18 protein-coding genes and 2 pseudogenes are annotated in these 17,811 nt (G+C 38.4%); 2 read left to right on the forward strand and 18 right to left on the reverse strand.

Going from position 1 to position 17,811, the window contains the following annotated elements; all coding sequences use genetic code 11:
* Positions 1-167: 167 nt before the first annotated feature.
* Both JI665_RS23750 and JI665_RS23755 read right to left on the reverse strand, forming a co-directional pair.
* Positions 168-581 (reverse strand): DUF3888 domain-containing protein, encoded by a 414-nt coding sequence (locus JI665_RS23750; RefSeq protein ID WP_206844912.1) that lies wholly within the window; start codon positions 579-581, stop codon positions 168-170.
* Positions 582-787: 206 nt separating this feature from the next.
* Positions 788-1,198: a hypothetical protein gene (locus JI665_RS23755; RefSeq protein ID WP_206844914.1), complete on the reverse strand. Its 411-nt coding sequence runs from the start codon at positions 1,196-1,198 to the stop codon at positions 788-790.
* Positions 1,199-1,389: 191 nt separating this feature from the next.
* Between JI665_RS23755 and JI665_RS23760 the strand changes: the two genes are divergently transcribed.
* Positions 1,390-1,917 carry a hypothetical protein gene (locus JI665_RS23760; protein ID WP_206844916.1) on the forward strand — a complete coding sequence of 176 codons (528 nt, stop codon included), beginning with the start codon at positions 1,390-1,392 and terminating at the stop codon, positions 1,915-1,917.
* 128 nt (positions 1,918-2,045) lie between these two features.
* Here JI665_RS23760 and JI665_RS23765 read toward each other — a convergent pair whose 3' ends face one another.
* The 14 genes and pseudogenes from JI665_RS23765 to JI665_RS23835 all read right to left on the reverse strand — a co-directional run bounded on the left by JI665_RS23765 (position 2,046) and on the right by JI665_RS23835 (position 15,527).
* Positions 2,046-2,771, reverse strand: coding sequence for an alpha/beta fold hydrolase (locus JI665_RS23765; RefSeq protein WP_206844917.1), 726 nt, complete (start codon positions 2,769-2,771; stop codon positions 2,046-2,048).
* A gap of 140 nt (positions 2,772-2,911) precedes the next feature.
* Positions 2,912-3,430 carry a YfiT family bacillithiol transferase gene (locus tag JI665_RS23770; RefSeq protein ID WP_206844919.1) on the reverse strand — a complete coding sequence of 173 codons (519 nt, stop codon included), beginning with the start codon at positions 3,428-3,430 and terminating at the stop codon, positions 2,912-2,914.
* A 534-nt stretch (positions 3,431-3,964) separates the two neighbouring features.
* Positions 3,965-4,474: a DinB family protein gene (locus JI665_RS23775; protein WP_206844921.1), complete on the reverse strand. Its 510-nt coding sequence runs from the start codon at positions 4,472-4,474 to the stop codon at positions 3,965-3,967.
* Positions 4,475-4,697: 223 nt separating this feature from the next.
* Entirely contained in the window at positions 4,698-5,468 is a 771-nt protein-coding gene (locus JI665_RS23780; protein WP_206844924.1) for an alpha/beta hydrolase family protein, read from the reverse strand.
* An 882-nt stretch (positions 5,469-6,350) separates the two neighbouring features.
* Entirely contained in the window at positions 6,351-6,833 is a 483-nt protein-coding gene (locus tag JI665_RS23785) for a DUF2975 domain-containing protein (protein WP_206844927.1), read from the reverse strand.
* Between the two features lie 486 nt (positions 6,834-7,319).
* Positions 7,320-7,613: an antibiotic biosynthesis monooxygenase family protein gene (locus tag JI665_RS23790; protein WP_206844930.1), complete on the reverse strand. Its 294-nt coding sequence runs from the start codon at positions 7,611-7,613 to the stop codon at positions 7,320-7,322.
* Between the two features lie 44 nt (positions 7,614-7,657).
* Positions 7,658-8,754 (reverse strand): annotated as a pseudogene (locus JI665_RS29040) (flavin monoamine oxidase family protein).
* 230 nt (positions 8,755-8,984) lie between these two features.
* On the reverse strand, positions 8,985-10,190 hold the full coding sequence (locus JI665_RS23805) for a PLP-dependent aminotransferase family protein (protein ID WP_206844938.1): 1,206 nt from the start codon (positions 10,188-10,190) through the stop codon (positions 8,985-8,987).
* A 48-nt stretch (positions 10,191-10,238) separates the two neighbouring features.
* Positions 10,239-11,537, reverse strand: coding sequence for an MFS transporter (locus JI665_RS23810; RefSeq protein WP_206844939.1), 1,299 nt, complete (start codon positions 11,535-11,537; stop codon positions 10,239-10,241).
* 103 nt (positions 11,538-11,640) lie between these two features.
* Positions 11,641-13,029: a PLP-dependent aminotransferase family protein gene (locus JI665_RS23815; RefSeq protein ID WP_206844940.1), complete on the reverse strand. Its 1,389-nt coding sequence runs from the start codon at positions 13,027-13,029 to the stop codon at positions 11,641-11,643.
* Between the two features lie 101 nt (positions 13,030-13,130).
* A complete protein-coding gene (locus tag JI665_RS23820) occupies positions 13,131-13,586 on the reverse strand; it encodes a VOC family protein (RefSeq protein ID WP_206844941.1) in 456 nt (151 codons plus the stop codon).
* 175 nt (positions 13,587-13,761) lie between these two features.
* Entirely contained in the window at positions 13,762-14,562 is an 801-nt protein-coding gene (locus JI665_RS23825; RefSeq protein ID WP_206844942.1) for a peptidoglycan-binding protein, read from the reverse strand.
* A 194-nt stretch (positions 14,563-14,756) separates the two neighbouring features.
* Positions 14,757-15,140 (reverse strand): VOC family protein, encoded by a 384-nt coding sequence (locus JI665_RS23830; protein WP_206845227.1) that lies wholly within the window; start codon positions 15,138-15,140, stop codon positions 14,757-14,759.
* 108 nt (positions 15,141-15,248) lie between these two features.
* The gene (locus tag JI665_RS23835) at positions 15,249-15,527 is read right to left on the reverse strand and encodes an ArsR/SmtB family transcription factor (protein ID WP_206844943.1); all 279 of its coding nucleotides are present in this window, start codon (positions 15,525-15,527) and stop codon (positions 15,249-15,251) included.
* A gap of 194 nt (positions 15,528-15,721) precedes the next feature.
* Between JI665_RS23835 and JI665_RS23840 the strand changes: the two genes are divergently transcribed.
* Positions 15,722-16,726 (forward strand): DUF3231 family protein, encoded by a 1,005-nt coding sequence (locus JI665_RS23840; RefSeq protein ID WP_206844944.1) that lies wholly within the window; start codon positions 15,722-15,724, stop codon positions 16,724-16,726.
* A gap of 100 nt (positions 16,727-16,826) precedes the next feature.
* On the opposite strand, the gene JI665_RS28750 is transcribed toward JI665_RS23840, so the two are convergent.
* A complete protein-coding gene (locus JI665_RS28750) occupies positions 16,827-16,982 on the reverse strand; it encodes a hypothetical protein (protein ID WP_244671310.1) in 156 nt (51 codons plus the stop codon).
* A 338-nt stretch (positions 16,983-17,320) separates the two neighbouring features.
* Positions 17,321-17,470: pseudogene (locus JI665_RS23850) on the reverse strand (enoyl-CoA hydratase); the annotation flags it as partial.
* Positions 17,471-17,811: the final 341 nt, after the last annotated feature.

A 17,811-nucleotide genomic window follows, 5' to 3' on the forward strand; every position in this document is an offset into this window, starting at 1 on the left:
AAGTTTGAGTTAGAGTCGTGTCTTACTCATATCTTACTGAGGAGCCCTATTTTTTTCAAAGCTCAGAAATAACGATCTACAGGAATGCTAACCTGCCCCCTTTATTGCATAAGAAAAAGCTGCCTTGTTCGACAGCTGTTCTTGAGCGTAATCACATTTTATTTTATCTAGGCTGGACTTCGACATTCATATTTTTCATTGGGATCAAATTTTCTTACACGATATTCTTGCATTATCCATTTACCTTCTGTTCCCCAATCTTTTTTTAAGGTTACTGTGAATATGTCCAAAAAATTATGAGCACCAGTAAATGTAACGAATTCAATTTCAACTTCGAAATACCAAGAACCTGAGTGACGAAGTTTTTTTATGTCTATAACCTTTTCACAAAATGAACCTATATTGTAGGCTGTCCCGTAGTAATCCTCTACTGCCGCAAACATTGCTTGCTTTAAAAGGTCAATCACAGCATCCTCTAATATATTTTCTCTTTTTGATTCACTTCTTGTTAATTTAGCATGGGTTGTAGTTGTTATATGCATTAAAACAACAATGATAAGGATCGCATATAACCTTTTCATCAAATCACCTTTAAAATGTTATTGAAGGTATTTTTTCCTGGCAAGAAGACTATATTCTTATTCAACAAACCTGCCCCGTTAGTCGAATAAGAAAAAGAGCTGCCAATCCATACTGATCTTCAACTCTTGCACCCTATTGTTTAAGTATATTTATTCACAAATTTATTACAGAAATGCTGTCCCGTTAGTTTAATAATAGTTTAAGTTCATTTTTCGAATCTAACTAAGGTTTTTTCAGGGATTTCAATTTGGTTAATATCAAAATTATTGATTTGTAAGATGATCTCACCCTCCCGCTCTTCAGCTTCTTCTCCAACCCAACAACTGTACAGTTCAAAAAAATCTCCTTTTTCAAGGTAACTGTCCATAATATTACATAGTTCCAATAGCTTCTTTTTCGATTCGGAACGGATTTCTGGAGTCGTATATTCTGAAATAATAATGCCCCAATGACTTGATACTTCATAGACATAAGGGGTTGTAAATTGATGTTTCTTTACATTTAGTTGTTCATAATCACCTGCAAAACAACTGCCAATATAAAAAAAATCCTCCGTATATTCATCATCATTATTCGGTATTTCTACATTACAACCAATATAGGAAGCAAAACTCATTTCGACTCACTCCTTATTATTGATTTTAGACTATTCTGCCCCGTTGTTAAAAAAGAAAAAAACTACCCGGTTCTGCAGCTCATCTTGCCACAAGTTAGTTGAAAAAACTAACTAATTCTTAGTGCATATTTTATTTAAATTGAATCCAATTACCGCTTTGTTATAATAAAAATAAAAAAGAGGGGCAACGGATGTATAAATCATTTTTATATGCATTAGTTCTTACACTACTCTATTTCATAATCTGGGTAGGAATAGAATCTATACACATAAAAGTTGTTATAGGTATTATTGGGCTAACTTTTATACCCCAGGTAAGGAAAAAACTTTACAAAACTCCACTTGTAATTAGAAAAAGTAAAGTTGCCCTTTATACTTCTTTATTTTTCACCTTTTTACTCTTCATTCTTGATATAAAGTCATTGATAACAGAGACTAACAATAGTTCCATTGATTTCAATGTCATTGTTCTTATATTTTTATCTAGTTTGTTGGGAAGCTTTATGTATGGAATACCTGTTTCGTTACTGTCAGATTTTATTACAACAAATGTTAAGAGATTTCGTTTCTATCTTTCTTTATTGGTGCATATCGGATTCAGCTTGATTTCTTTTTTCTTTCTCGGTCCATTAATGATATTAGCTACTATCTTTGCATTTTTATTTTTCCTTATAGATGAATTTGTAAGAAAAAGAGAAAATACCGCTCTTGAAATATAACTTTAATTTAAACCGCATTTCCTGCGGTTTTTTCTTGCTCAGTACTTGTCTATACGCATATCAGTTTATTATTTCACAAACCTGCCCCGTATGTTTGAAAAGTAAAAGCTGCCTGATTAGCAGCTGAACTAATTATTCTCAATTAACTTTTTTATCGCACAGACTACAACTTCCGGTTCATCATTTTGTATATAGTGAGCACTGTTTTCAGCAATTACCAATTCTCCATCAGAGGATATTTCAAGCATCTCTCTCTGCATTTCATTCCATAACTTTTGTGATTCCATAGAATAATGAGCTTTTTTACCCGCTGAAAGAACAATTAATGGTACATTTAATTTTTGTCTAGTATCTTTTAACTGCTTTAGGCTTTCCATAAATTCTCCATAATTTCCTTCGTAAACGAATTGCTTGTTATATGCTTGTTGAAAATCTTGTGACATTGTAGGGAGAAAACGTTCTTTGTAATCTTCGGGAGTAGAGTCAATCAAGACTAGTCCACAAACTTCATTTGCATATTCTGTAGCAAACATCCGCATATTTACTCCGCCAAATGAATGACCTACTAATATGTAGGGAGGCTTAATCTTGGCTTCACTAAGCAGTTCCTTTAATTCTTTTACCATTTCACGGCTGGTTCTGGGATTAGAACTTGATTCACTTTTCCCAAGTCCAGCTCTATCATAAATTAGTACACTAGACAGCATTGAAATCTCCCTTAATACTGAATTCCAGGCCTTAGAAAAGTCTCCATATCCAGCATCCATTATGACTGTTGGCTTTCCGTTATTTTCTCCCACCAATTTAGCATATAGTTTACATTTACTTATATGTATAAACATTTCCTTACCCATTGGTTCATTCCTCTCGTTTTGCCAACTATCCTAGTTAAAATTTAGCAATATTAAAACTCTTATTCAATAATCCTGCCCTTTAGTTCAAAAAGAAAAAAGCCGCCTGTTTTGGCAGCCAGACCTTATATTAATATTAATTCTTACCAGCCCATACGATTACATAAAGAAGTAATTTGCGCAAGATGATGTTTACCATGCCAAGCGTAGATTCCGATATTTTCACCTATTGAAACTTCTCCTGAATCTGGGTGAATAAATGTTTTTTCCATATCAGCCGGACTTAGACTACGTAATAGGTAGGTCCAGCGTTTGTGCAGTACTTCGAGAAGTGAAAGTGAAATATCAATCGACAATTTATAATCAGATAGTTCCGCCCAATTTGTTTCATCATATGGCTTAATTACAGGGTTTTCTTCAGTAAGAGCCAATTTAAAGCGAACATAGGCATTCATATGACTATCCGCAAGATGATGCATTACTTGTCGAACAGTCCACCCTCCTGTACGATAGGCTGTATCTAGCTTTATATTATCTAAGTCCCTTACAGCATCTCGTAATAATCTTGGTAAATCTTCAATCTCATTTATCCAAATGCTCGTAACATTCTTAGTAATTTCACCATTAAATTGAAAGTGGCCAATTGGGTATTTCAAATCCATCTGCTTTTCCTCCTAAAACAATTGATGATCGCGCCTAACTAAATAAAGGATTAATAATATGTAATTCTCCATCAAATCCTCTAATTCTTTTACACCTTAAATGTTACGTAACTAACCTGCCCCGTTTGTTGGAAAAGCCGGCATTGATAGCAGGATCTTCAAGTAATGCACCCATTAGTTGAAGAAGAAGTTTTAATTAATTCTCTTGTTGCTTTTTCTTATACATCTCTTTTAGTACATCTGGTCCAGGGATATTATTTATATCTTTATTAGTTCATCTACAAATTTATCGCTTGTAAAGTCACCTTTTCCGTCTTTTGCCATTTCCATATAAGCGACGGTCATCATTTCAATGCTATTTAACATCTGACTCATCTAAAGGCAATGATTTCTGATTGAAAGTAAAATAAGTTCGCTATAAGGGGTAGCGTCAGGAAAATGTAGATTTACAACGTTAAGGAAGTTTCAATATTAAAAAACCTAATTTTTCAGCATTAAATGAGAAATTAGGTTTTTTCATTAATAGAAAAAGACTTATAAGTATTTATCAAGAATCACTTTCATATGGTGTAACTCGTGCCCGGCAATGCCATATGCAATGATACCTACCGAAACTGGGCTGTTCATTACAGTTCCATTACGAACCCACGCTGCATCATCAATGGTTGAAATAAGGCTTAAGGTGTTGGAGCGTATCGTGTCTAAACCAGCTAGTAACTGCTCCCAGGAAAATTTGTTGAAGTTTGCCGCAGAAACGTATTGATCCTGATCCATTGCTGGGAGTGGTGCACTTTCATTTCGTGCAATGGCAAGCATTCGATACGACATCACACGTTCCGAGTCGGTCATATGCCCAATCACTTCTTTTAAAGTCCATTTCCCTGGTGCGTACGCCTTCCTTGCTGACTCTTCTGATACGCTGCTTAAGAGGGTAATGGTCTTAGTTCGTTGCTTACTAAGTATTTCTTCAATATCTCCATCTGGCACAAGACTAACATACCTATCATGCTCTGGATTTTCAATAAATAATGGTCGTGGACGCACAAGAATCCTCCCCATCGGAATAGTTATTTATGGTTCTAGGCTAATATTCGACTGTCAAAAAGATATGTCCTTTATTTTTGATATTTAATTTCATTACCGCAAAATAATTGCAAATTAAACAACTTTATTATCTCTGTACAAATGATTTATGCAGTTAACATAATAATAATGGATTAATTCACTTTTTATTCCACTAACCTGTCCCTATAGTTCAATAAAGTATTTATATTGAGTCAAGAACAGAGGACCATGCAGAAGAAGTTGGTTCAATAATTTTAAAGTGGTCTATATCTGGGAGAATAACTAGTTTTACATTTTCCCCCTTTTCTATAGCGTATTTGTAATAATCCTTACTTAAATCTACTGGAACGTGACGATCTAATTCCCCATGTATTAATACTTGTTCAACATTCATTGGCAATAATTCAGCTGGTGAAGACAATTTATAACGCTTAGGAACTTCTCCAGGGGATCCCTCTAATAGTGCAGCTGTGTGACTCTTCATTTTCTTTTGTTCATGTATATCCCACATCTTTTCTAAATCTGTAACTCCTGCTAAACTAATTATTTTTTGAATAGAAACACTAAGTTGGTTAAAGGGACTTTCATTAGGTGTGGATATTATTCTTGAACCTAACCAAAGTGCTAAATGTCCACCAGCAGAATGGCCAATAACAATAACTCTTAAAAGATCTGTTGGATATGACTCAGCAATTTTTGATAAATGATTTACAGCATCAATAACATCATTAAACGTTCCAGCCCATCCTCCTCCTTCTTCCCCCACTCTTCGATACTCAATATTCCAAGTTGCATAACCTCTTTGGGCCAAATCATCAGCAATTGGATTATTCTCCTCTAAGTTATATCTTGCTTGCCAAAAGCCTCCGTGAATTAATACTATTACTGGACATGAGTGTGAAACTTCAGGCATTCGTAATACACCAAATTGAGATTCATGTTCTCCGTAATAGATCTTTCTTTTATTAACCATTTATAACTCCCCTTGCAACTTTTTTATAACTTTTTACTTCGATAAAAATAGCCACACTTCCTTTATAGAAGAGTAGCTAGTAACGTATAGTTTATTGAACAAACCTGCCCCGTTAGTAAAAAAACGTCTCTACTTATTGTAGAAACGCATCCATTATTAATAAATGATAAATATTGTTAGTTTGTTATTAACCATTTAACAGCATCATTTATGTTCTCAGCTATATAATCGGGCTTAACTTCACCCCAATGATCATAAAACTCACTGTTTATGTACTTTGCTAGTAGGGAACACCTGCAGAGGGATCTCTGATTGCTCAAAATCAAATTTCTGAATTTGCTAAATTTAATGGAGAAATATATCACTCAAGAAATGGGCTCAGTACTTGGAATCCATTAAAGAATCAGACAAAAACAACTGCTGCTGATTGCTCTTAATACGTTCACATCAACTTGCGATCCTGTTACTAAACCATCTAATAGTTAAGACAGTTTCAATGTTAACTATGACTTAATTAACTTAAAAATGGCGTGCCAAAACTGTTGTCAGTTCGCACGCCATTTTTGTTGTCAATTATAATTTGATTCTCGTTAAACTTCGAACAGACAATTAGCGAAAGTAATGTTCTTGTCTATATAAATTAACAGTTTAAACGCTTGATAAAGGGCAATTTACAAAGGTAATGCTCCTCCATATAAAAGGATCAAAATGATATATTTTAGGAAATGGCCCCCTAAGAAATACGCTACCTAATCTGTTAGTTCAGGAACCAGTAATGTGCACACAGCAAGAACAGGAATTCCAATGAGAATAACAGCTATCTTCAAAAATAATGTGTGGTTGCTGCCTTCATAAAAAACACCTCTTGTATATTTCAAAATGTTAATTGCTTTTTGGCTGCGAATCCAAGAAATCGTTTATAGGTTTTTGAAGTACGTCCACAATGGCTAGGATGATACTTGTTGCCAAGATGACCATTAGACCTAGAGATATTGGACCTGCTGCATCATCACCTGTGAATTGAACACGCACCCTTAAATAAACTATTGCTAAAAAAATGAAGAAAATGACAGTAAAAGTGCATTTTTTAATTACCTTTAGAGATTGAAGAGATAACTCAGAAAAAGCATTATTCTTTTCGATATAGGTTAAAAGTATAAATATTCGATACAACGCCACAGAAAAGGTAATACATATTCCATATGCACATACCAAAAGTGGATATAGCGAATAATCACCTGGGCGCTCTATTGCATCTCTTCTGGCTGCTTCAGGCAAAAAATATATACACACGGCAAGCACTGCAATTCCAACCAGAAAAATAATGACCTTTAAGAAAGTGGTAGAACCTCGTTTATCATTCATTTAAAGCACCTCACTTATTTAATGACAATACGAATTTAACATATGATTTATCGTTTTTCAATAAATTATTATTGTTTCCATTGTATTACTGTTGATTGTTGAAATACCCTTTTAATTTTTAACAAAAATAAAAAGCATTTCTCATTACAAAGAAATGCTCTTTCTTTAAATGTTAAATTTACAACTTGTTCACCAAAACTGACCTTCTTTATAAATGCATCTTTTATTACTATTAATTGGAATGACGTTAAACTGACACCCCAAATATTAGGTTAATTGCCAACCTTTTTTAAACGGACAAGAACCATTGTCATATTATTTTATCGTGTCATTTTAGATGTCAATTCTCAATGAAAAGTTTAAAATGCCTATAAGGAATTGGCATTGGTCCAATCCCTATACCAATTAATGTGTCATTTAACCAATATGCACCTCAAATCGGAACGGTTTATGGTCCGTAAGGAGGCTTTTTAACTAAAACACCAATTAAAGAGGAACGTTTTCAAAGTGCTCAACTGCAGGAAATGGATCATAGAAATGATGCAGCTGTCTTTTCCATTCTTGATACTCTTTCGATTGTCTAAACCCAACTGTATGGGCCTCTAATGATTCCCACTTCACCAGCAGTAAATATTTACCCTTAACTTCCATACATCGCTGCAGCTCATGAGATATGTACCCCTCCATGGAAGAAATAATATTGGATGCTTCACAAAACGCTAGTTCATATTCTTCCTCCATCCCTTCTTTTACTTGAAGCATTACTGCTTCTAAAATCATGTATAATTTCCCCTTTCCTTGCTTTCTCAAAGAGCCCCTGATTTCTAGTTTAATTTAGCGATTTCAAAAACTGCCTGTTCAGCTGCCAGGAGTGCACCTTCAAGATGTCCGCCATATTGTGAATTCGTCTCCGTACCTGCAAAAATAATTTTCTTTTCCCATACCCCCGATTTTGGCGGTTGACCATAACTCGGAAAATATCTAAGCGGGGCTAAATCTTCCTCAACAGCCGTTTCGGAATCACTGGACCAGTCCTTGTATAGAATAGCCCTTACGTTTTGGGCGGATGTTCCAAAAAGCCTGATCAATTGATCAACGACCAAATTCAAAATTTTAACCTCTCCCAGTTCCCTGCGTGTTTTCGCTGGCATTCCGAAGAAACCAAATAATGCACCAGATCCTGTTTCAGGAGAAGCATCATGGATTTCCTGCAAGGGTCCAACCCAGCTCGATGCGAATCCAGAGAGTCCAGATTCCCTCCAAAAAGGACGATCATAGATGGCAACTGCCTTGGCCTGTCCTGCCATCCATGTAGGTTTGCTTACAAGGTCGGTAATAATATTGGGAGAGAGAGAAGGAGAAAATTCAATTTGACGCACCACAATCCGAGGCGGCAATGCCAGGATAACAGCCCTTGCCGAAACTTTTTTTCTCTCTCCATCAGCAAGGGCTGTTTCAACGGTTATATTACCAGCTTCATCTTGTCGAATGGCTGTTACACGTGTTTCTAACTCGACTACTCCAGGGAGAATAGTATCTGCTACAGCATCAATAAGGGACTGCACACCTCCTATGAATCGAATCGATCTTGCGCCAGCATTTTCCGGCGTACATGGCGTTCTGGCGGTTCGTTCTGAACTCGTTCTGCAAGCATTGCCCCTTTGGTGTACTGGACAAAAGTTTCTAAATTCAGTTCTTTCACAAGGCTGGTGATCGTGCTCTCATATTCAGGCCAGAACCACGTTGGCCCGAGGTCAAATTTGCCCAGGTCAGGTCTGTTTGGATCAGAAGTGCTCAAAACCCTGCCGCCAATCCTATCTCTAGCCTCTAGAACCTTACATTTGACACCCTGTGCAGCAAGAAGGGACGCAGCCTGGAGCCCACTTAAACCAGCACCGACAATAACTACTGGATTTTTCACATACTTTCCTCTTTCGTACTGTGTCCATGCTGTATGATTGCACTTGTGAAAGAGCTATTCCTTTTTATAAAGGTCACTTCTAAATGAGTGTTCCAAATTTCAAATCCCATGAATATACCCCCGATTTTCAGATATTATTGAGGTTTAAATTGATTACTGGCTATAGAGTAATTTCTCCTGCTTGCAGACATGAAATTATACCAAATTGGGGCACATAATCTTGTTTCCCGTCAAACTGTCAGCATTGAATCATTTTGTAATTCCCGATGGAGTACTTCTCCCATACGCTTCATACCTTCAATGATTTTCTCTTTAGACATATTAGAGTAATTTAAACGCAATGTATTTGTTTGTGTGCCATTTGGAAAAAAGGGAGCACCAGGTACACAAGCAACATTATTTTTCAGGCACTCTATAAATATATGCGCTGAATCAATGCCCTCTGGAAGCTCAACCCAAATAAATAATCCGCCTTCCGGCTTACTGTAAGATAAATGATTTGGGAAGAATTCTTCAATGCAGGATAACATAGCTGTGCATCTTTCTTTATAAACAGCTTTGATTTTATTGATGTGTTCTTCGATATCATAATGCTCCATATACTTTGCTGTAATTCTTTGAGCAAAGCTGTCAGTATGCAAGTCAGCTGTTTGCTTAAAAGCAACATACTTATCAATGAAGGTTTCATCCGCACAAATCCATCCAAGCCGAAGACCGGGAGTGAAAATCTTAGAGAAAGTGCTTAAATAAATGACTCTGCCTTCTGTGTCAAAATGTTTCACAGGCGGGAGTACCTCTCCAGCAAATCTTACAGCTCCATAGGGGTTATCCTCTACAATAAGCACATCATACTGATTAGCAAGCTCAATCATTCTTTTTCGTCTTTCGAGTTTTAAGGTGCGGCCAGTAGGGTTTTGGAAATCAGGAATTGTATAAATAAATTTTGCATCAGGATGATCTCGCAGCTTTTGCTCCAGCTCTTCCATTACCATTCCATCATCATCCATGGCTACTTCAACAAACTTTGCATTATATGACTTGAATACATTAATGGCTGCAAGATAGGTTGGGCTTTCACAAATAATAGTATCTCCCTCATTGATAAATAATCTTCCAGTCAGGTCGATTGCCTGCTGGGATCCTGATGTAATAAGAACATTTTCAGTGCTGGAGTCAATCCCAGCCACTTTCATTCTCTGACAAATAGCTTCTCTCAAAGGAATATATCCTTCAGTCGTACTATATTGAAGGGCAGCCGCACCTTCTTCATTCAATACAGCATTGCATATTTCCTTTAGAGCTTCTACAGGAAACAGTTCTGGAGCTGGAAGTCCTCCCGCAAAAGAGATTACTTCCGGCCTTTCTGTTACTTTTAATATTTCACGTGTCTCAGAAGATGTTACAAAGCGAGCTCTCTCAGCAAATTTATGTTCCATTTCTACACATTCCTTTTCTATTTTTGGAGTTATTTTAATACTGAAAATTCAGTCACTAATGCTTATGCTTTTCTCTTTTTGATAGATACCTGCCCATATTACAATGGGAATAAGCAGTAATGAAAGGACAGCACCTGCAATGGAAAGGGCTGCATAACTGGAATGTGCTACAACTATTCCGGATAATCCTCCTCCTAATGCTCCTGACAAAGCTACCCATACATCGATCGAACCCTGCGTTTTAGCCCGGGTAGAAGCATGAGTGGAATCTACCAGAATGGCCGTGCCGCTGATTAAGCCAAAATTCCATCCAAGCCCAAGTAAAACAAGGGATATATTGAGTATGAGCATCGACTCACCAGGTCCTGCTGCAGCCAAAATCCCAGAAGCAAGCAGTGTAATACCGGAAGCAACAGCCATAGCCGCACGGCCAATTTTATCAACAAGAATACCAGTTACTAATGAAGGCAAAAACATCGCCCCTATATGAAATCCAATGACAAGCCCCACTTCATTCAAATCATGTCCATGATGTCCCATATGTATGGGGGTCATTGTCATGATGGCCATCATCACAAATTGGGTTAAAACCATGACAGCCGCTCCTGCAAACATGCCTCGCCTGTTTATCGATGCCAAATTTGAACTTTTCTCTATATGATTAGTTTCACCTTGTGCATCAGATATGGCTTTTGCCACCATAAAGGGATCAGGACGAAGGAAAAAAAATAGAACGCATCCAGCAAGTATATACGCCGCAGCCGCTAATATAAAAGGACCGGCTAAAGCAGGAATACCTATCGATATAGCAAACTCCCCCATTACATCCACCAGGTTAGGACCTGCGACAGCACCGAATGTAGTGGAAACCATGGCCATACTAATAGCCTTTGCCCTCTGTGCGGGGTTTGCCAGGTCAGTTCCAGCGTAGCGCGCCTGCAGGTTGGTAGCCGTTCCAGCCCCGTAGATGAGAAGTGAAATAAATAATAGCAGAATGCTGTTTGTTATTGCTGAAACCACTACTCCAATGGCACCTATGCCTCCAGCCAAAAATCCTGCCGTAAGTCCAGGACGGCGGCCAAACCGCTGAGAAAGCCGTCCCACCAGCAGCGCAGCACCTGCTGACCCTAAAGTAAATAACGCTGTTGGAATTCCTGTTACACTATCTGTTCCCATCATGTTTTGCGCGAGAAGTGCTCCTACTGTAATTCCCGCTGCAAGTCCTGCTCCTCCAAAAATTTGGGATATGACAATGACAATTAATGTTCTTTTGTATAATTGCTGCTGTTTTTCAGTAGAATTTATGTAGCTTTGCAGCCAGGCAGATTGGGCGTCTAACGGTAGCAAAAACTCACCTCCCTTTTTATTTTCATAATATTCCAACTAGATTTCAATCATCTTAACACGCACAAAAAAACCATACAATATTATAATTGTATGGCGAACAATATTAGATATGATTGTTTAACAGGCGTTTAAGGATAATCAAACCTCTCTCAAGCTCTTCAAGTGTTTCCGGGGCACAAACAGAAACTCTTACAGCCCTTTCCGGACAACTATTTCCAACTACAAAACGTTCAGCTGCAAACACCTGTACTCCATGCTGTTTAGCCAGCGTTTCAAACTCAGCACCTGTAATCTTTCCTGGCAATAGGAGCCAGCGAAAAATGCCTGTTTCAGCGCCTAGACATGTAAAGTCTGCCAAATATCGGTTAACGAGTTGATTTCTGCGGATCGTCTGCTCCTGATGTCCCTCAATTAAGGCTTCAAATTGATTCGATACAATCGTACGTGCTGCAAGTTCTGCCAGTAATGGAGAAACGGAAACATTTAAATTATAAAGTGCCCTTGAAATTGGCTCCTTGAATTGACTCGGCACTGCTGTATAGGCCAGCCGCAGGCCTGGTGCAAATGATTTAGACAAGCTTGCAATATAGATGACCTGTTCTGGTGCAAAGGATGCGACTGCCGGCAGCGGCTCTTTGCTGAGAAGATGGTATGATGCATCTTCGATAATGAACTGATTATACTTTTTGGCAATGGCAGCGATCATTTTTCGATTCCCGACCGACATGAAAGAAGCTGTTGGATTATGATAATCCGGAATCAAGTAAATGCCTTTAATATTTTCAGTTTTACACGCATATTCAAAAGACGCTGGACTCATTTCATAGTTCTCTGTTTTTATTGGCACCAGCTGCACACTAAGCATTGCTGCAGCCGTTTTTAAACCAGGGTATGTATGCTGGTCAACTCCAATGCGCTCTCCAGGCTTACAAAGACTTGCCAGTACAGCCGCAATAGCATTTTGACCGCCATTCGCAAATAAAATGTGATCAGCGGTTGTCTCTAACCCGCCTCTGCGGATTAGCTTTACCGCTGCATCCTTTTGCCAATGGCTTTCTCCTCCCCGGCCATAACCGAACCATTTTTCATAATCGGTCTCCTGCAGCATACTTTTCAGCTGGAGCATCAGCGGCTCGAAAGAAGCATTATCCGGAAGAGTCGCTCCCATTTCAATTAAATGCTTCGGCTTTGCATCTTCAAGTAAATAAGCATTCGAAAGAGCATCATAGGACACAAATGTGCCGCTTCCAACCGTTGCACTTAATAAGCCTTTTAACTCACACACTTTAAATGCTTTTGAAATGGTGCTCACATTTAAATCTAAATAATCGGCCAATTCCCGCTGTGGAGGAAGTTTCGTTCCAGGCAATAAAACTCCATTTAAAATATCCTGTTCCAATTGCCCTGCCAGAGCTTGATAAATGGGCTTTTCTGCTATATCAATGGATGGCTTCCAGGCCATAGGATAGTTTTCAAAAGAATTAATCGGCATGATACGCACCCTTTTTTTTACAAGTTTTCAATGAAGCTGTTTCTTTAATTATAACCCTTGTTCCTCTGCTCTGCCCATTTCATCGAACAAAGAAAAAAAATTTAGTTTTTATTCTCCAAATACTTTTCCCAATCGCTTAGATACATCTTAGGTTTATCTTCAGGCTCAGAGGATAATTTACAGATAAATTCTAAAGAATTTCCATCCGGGTCATGAAAATAGACCATAGCATGTGTCTGGTCAGGCAATACAATGGGTTCAAGAGGTTTAAATCCGAATTCTTCACGCATACTAATGCCGCGCTTTTCCAGCCACTCTTTTGCTTTCTTTAAATCTTCTAAATCTGCTCTAAATGCAATATGTCTGATGGATGGATGATAGTTCATTTTCGCTTGGTCACATTCCCATAATCCAAGCCAGCTTTCATTCTTAACGATCCAAAAAAATGCTGTTTTTTCGTATTTTATTGCTAATTCCAACCCCAAGCCCTTGTAAAACTCAATTGACTTACTGATATTACTTACTGGTAAATGTGCTTCATACAGTCCTTTAATCATTTTTTATCCTCTTTCCCTAATTTTCTTAGCATTAATATACCAGTAACGGATCCCATATTTCCTCCACAATAGGGTTGAAACTTTCTACTGCTTTGTATGTATTGACCTCTTAAGGACTTATGTAAATTCCAAAACAAAAAAGCTGCCCCGCATGATTGTGCGAGCCAGCCTATTCCTATTCGATTACTTCCACACGTACGCTTTTTCGCCCCCATTGAAGGGCATCGCTGCGGTTAGGAATGAACACATCGATTGAACTTCCATTTATGCCGCCGCCTATGTCCGCTGCTATCGCAACTCCATAGCCTTCTACTTTTACGATGGAGCCAAGAGGAATGACACCGGGATCGACAGCAATCACTTTCGCATCAGGGTACTTATTTAAATCCAGGCCCATCCGTGTCACACCTGAACAGCCCTCACAATCTGCCGTGTATGCTGTGCTTTCCACAGTCAATGTTTTACCGGCAGCTGAACCGCGCTTGGCCTTTCGATCCAGCTCTGCTCTTGTCCTCGGACCGGCAATTCCGTCTGCAGTTAGACCTTGCTGTTTTTGAAAGCTCTTGACGGCGCTCACTGTGCCGTTTCCATATATACCATCTAAATTAGATTTGTAGTGACCTGTTTGTTTCAATTGATATTGAATATGGATGACTTGCTTTCCAATATCTCCATATCTCAGCACTTTTAACGCATAGCTTGTTAGCGGTCCTGCAATTCCATCAGCTTTCAGATTGCGCTTACGCTGAAAATCCTTGACGGCTTCTACCGTGATAGATCCATAGTATCCTGTCGATGTATGGTATGGGAAAACCCCTTTTGTCATCAGGTAATCCTGCAATTCGGCCACATCTGACCCGGATGATCCATTGGCAAGTGTCCGATCCCCAAGCGCTGCTTCTGTAAATGAAGGAGCGGCAAGCATGAGAACTCCAGCCGCAAGAACCATCAGCATGTTTCTAAATCTCTTTAACATAAAAAAATCCTCCCCAATTTCTTTTTACATAAAAGAATTCGAGAGGAAATGACATTATTCGTGTGTTGAAAGCAGAATCACAACGTTCGGCCCTCTATCATCCATAATCTTGAAATAATGTACTCTTTTTTGTCTGCGTATATATTACGCAACATAATGAGAAAATTGAACCCCAAAAAATGAGCTTTTTTGAGCTAATTCTGCGCAATTTGAATAAGGTTGCCGCATGTATCATCGAAGACAGCCAATGTGACATCACCCATTACTGTCGGTTCAATAGTAAACTTCACTCCGTGTTTTATTAATCGGTTATATTCTTCGTGAACGTCCGCAACGCCAAACATTGTTGCCGGGATTCCTTCGGCAAATATCTTCTTTTGATATTCTTTGGCAGCCGGATGTACATTCGGTTCCAGCAAAAGCTCAGTACCGTCTTGATCATCGGGAGAAACAAGGGCGATCCACCTGTGTTCTCCGACTGGAATGTCATGCTTTTTTAAAAACCCCAGCGTTTCTGTATAAAATTTCAATGCCTTATCCTGATCCTGGACGAAGATACTGGTAACAATCACTTTCATCATGTTTTTGCCTCCTTGATATTTGTAAATTATGAATCTGTACTAACAATCTGGCCGCCAGAAAACCAGCCGGCACATCTTTCAAAATCCCTGCTTCGTTCTTAAAAATTATTCTACCCATCCTTTCAGCAAATTTTTTAGCGGCTGGTTGTTAAAAATAATTACGCGATATTTTCCTTTTCGTTCGGATTTTATGAGCTCTGCTTCTTCCAATACAGAAAGGTGTTTAGCTATTGCCTGCCGTGAAATGGACAGGCCATGCTTCATAATGAGACGAGCTGTTAGTTCATACAGTGTCATCTCTTTGCGTTCAGACAGTTCGTCCAATATGAGCCGCCGGGTCGAATCACCAAGTGCTTTGAATATAGCGTCTTTGTCCCAATTCATAAATTAATTATAAGCAACCATAAGGTTACTTGTCAACACATGCAACTTCATGGTTACTTCATGGTTACCTTATGGAGATGCTTTTCAATCGCGGCAGCAAGCACCAGGTATCTGCACAATTAATAATAGGATAAGCCCAATGGAATGCATACCTCATTCTGTATGAGTAAAAAATACTGAAGAGGTGAGATCAAATGGAAAATGATAATATAAAGCTTACAGCTTCCGAAATAGGAACACTATGGGGGGAGTATGTAAACGGAACAATGACCGAGATCGTAAACAGGTATATGATTTCTATTATAGAAGACGAGGAAATAAAACAAGTCTTTGAAATAGCCATCAAGACGGGGGAAAAGCAAAAGAAGCAGCTTGTTTCCTTCATTGAGAAGGATGGATTTCCAATTCCCATTGGATTTACAGAGTCCGACCTCAATAAAAGTGCAGAGAGATTGTTTTCAGATACTTTCTGCTTAAATTATCTACATATTATGACTATACATGGCTTGTTGGGCCATACAACCGCATTAAGTGTTTCGGTCAGAAAGGACATACGTGAGTTTTACAATTCATGCGTGGATGATGCAAAAAACATGTACGATTTAACCATTGAGCTGCTGCTGAAAAAAGGAGTTTTTCAGAGAGATCCCTATTTTTATCCTGCCGAGAGCCCTGAACATATTACTGCAACTGATTTTACTGATGGATTTTTCGGAAAAGGGAGAGTTTTATCTTCTACAGAAATAATCAGTATTTCTCTTAACATTAAAAAGGGGACTATGGCAAAAGCCCTTTCCATCGGATTCAGCCAAGTCACAGAATCGAAAGATATAAGGAAGTTTTTTGAGGAATTAGAAAAAACAGCCGATGAAAACCTCCAGGCCCTTTCAAAAATATTGCACAAGGATAATTTGCCAGTCCCAATGTCGTGGGAATCAGAGGTTACAACGTCAAAGGACTCTCCTTTTTCAGATAAATTAATGTTATATCATATGGGTTTCCTGGTACAAACTGCGCAAGTATATTACGGAACAGGTCTAGCCGGATCCATGCGGACAGACCTGGCCTTAGCTTATGAAAAAGCAATTTTGAAATCATTGGGAGTCACTAGAAAATGGTTCGGTATTATGGTGAAAAACAAGTGGTTAGAACAGCCGCCGCTTGCTCCCAATAGAAAAGAACTTGCACAGGATAAATAATTTATCCCCTCATTTCTGTAAGGGGTGTTCCCGCTGTCAATGTATTACCGGCAGCTGAGCCGCGCTTGGCCAATCGATCAGGCTCGGCTCTCTTTTTTTATTAATCTCCTCCCCCGCCGCAGCTTGTACAGCTTGATGAAATCTTGCTGCTGATTTTCATGTAACTGGCAAAATCATCATAATGAAAATAGGACACAGATAAAAAAGGAACCAGCATTGCGTTATAGTTTTGCTGATTTTTTCTTTTTCTCATCATTTCTTGTATGGCGCTTTTTTCGTAATTTTTTATTTTCTTTGCTGTTTATTTCATGGCAGAAATAAGCGAGAGCACAGTAGCCATATATTGGCTATCACTCTTAAAATAAAGCTCTATTAGTTCATTTTCCGGCAAACACTTAAACTCTTCAAATTATATTTGAAGGTACAGGGAATCTGTAAAATCCCTTATAAAGTTGGACATTTTCCTTTCTTATGAAAAAGAGCTCACCATACGCCCAATCAAAAAATCCGCGCAAATCAGGTTCAGGGGACTTCTTTAAATTTGGACTATGATGAAGAGTGCTTCCTAAATATTCTTTTGAAAAATTATACTTCAGGCCTCAAAAACTCAAATTTCATCCTACGTGCCAACACGTATGCTTCTCTGCCTACTTTAGTTGGCAGAGTAGCCATTAATAATCCTTGAACCACAAGTCTCCCCTGTTCATCCGGGGTTATATGGTGAATTCCTTCATCACCTGAAAGAGGTGCCGTTATTTTAGAGAAATTAGGGTTTAAAACGCGGTCCAATCCTCTATTGGACGAAATTGGATCGCACCTTCAAGGGTGTCGTACTCTCTGATTGTCAATGTAAAAGTTGTTCCTGGCGTATATGGATTTGTGAAGAAGGCAGGTCAAAAGATACTTAAGAGAAGGGACTAAGGGAAGTTAAATAAGTCCTGCCTTTTCTATCTTTCATACAGGCCAGAAAACTGACTAAAACTATTGGTTCCCCCTCGAATATTGAAATGATTTTACTTAACGATCTTCTGGGACAGCCTCCATCACTTTCGCTATCTTCTTTCCTGATTTGGAACAAAGACGGC

This window comes from Bacillus sp. NTK034 (genome assembly GCF_017303275.1).
In the GTDB taxonomy this organism is placed as follows: Bacteria; Bacillota; Bacilli; order Bacillales; family Cytobacillaceae; genus Cytobacillus.

Bases quoted from the DNA above. Each gene is read 5' to 3' on its own strand.
- JI665_RS23750 (WP_206844912.1), bottom strand. From the start codon at position 581: ATGAAAAGGTTATATGCGATCCTTATCATTGTTGTTTTAATGCATATA.
- JI665_RS23755 (WP_206844914.1), bottom strand. From the start codon at position 1,198: ATGAGTTTTGCTTCCTATATTGGTTGTAATGTAGAAATACCGAATAAT.
- JI665_RS23760 (WP_206844916.1), top strand. From the start codon at position 1,390: ATGTATAAATCATTTTTATATGCATTAGTTCTTACACTACTCTATTTC.
- JI665_RS23765 (WP_206844917.1), bottom strand. From the start codon at position 2,771: ATGGGTAAGGAAATGTTTATACATATAAGTAAATGTAAACTATATGCT.
- JI665_RS23770 (WP_206844919.1), bottom strand. From the start codon at position 3,430: ATGGATTTGAAATACCCAATTGGCCACTTTCAATTTAATGGTGAAATT.
- JI665_RS23780 (WP_206844924.1), bottom strand. From the start codon at position 5,468: ATGGTTAATAAAAGAAAGATCTATTACGGAGAACATGAATCTCAATTT.
- JI665_RS23785 (WP_206844927.1), bottom strand. From the start codon at position 6,833: ATGAATGATAAACGAGGTTCTACCACTTTCTTAAAGGTCATTATTTTT.
- JI665_RS23790 (WP_206844930.1), bottom strand. From the start codon at position 7,613: ATGATTTTAGAAGCAGTAATGCTTCAAGTAAAAGAAGGGATGGAGGAA.
- JI665_RS23805 (WP_206844938.1), bottom strand. From the start codon at position 10,190: ATGGAACATAAATTTGCTGAGAGAGCTCGCTTTGTAACATCTTCTGAG.
- JI665_RS23815 (WP_206844940.1), bottom strand. From the start codon at position 13,029: ATGCCGATTAATTCTTTTGAAAACTATCCTATGGCCTGGAAGCCATCC.
- JI665_RS23820 (WP_206844941.1), bottom strand. From the start codon at position 13,586: ATGATTAAAGGACTGTATGAAGCACATTTACCAGTAAGTAATATCAGT.
- JI665_RS23825 (WP_206844942.1), bottom strand. From the start codon at position 14,562: ATGTTAAAGAGATTTAGAAACATGCTGATGGTTCTTGCGGCTGGAGTT.
- JI665_RS23830 (WP_206845227.1), bottom strand. From the start codon at position 15,140: ATGAAAGTGATTGTTACCAGTATCTTCGTCCAGGATCAGGATAAGGCA.
- JI665_RS23835 (WP_206844943.1), bottom strand. From the start codon at position 15,527: ATGAATTGGGACAAAGACGCTATATTCAAAGCACTTGGTGATTCGACC.
- JI665_RS23840 (WP_206844944.1), top strand. From the start codon at position 15,722: ATGGAAAATGATAATATAAAGCTTACAGCTTCCGAAATAGGAACACTA.
- JI665_RS28750 (WP_244671310.1), bottom strand. From the start codon at position 16,982: ATGATGAGAAAAAGAAAAAATCAGCAAAACTATAACGCAATGCTGGTT.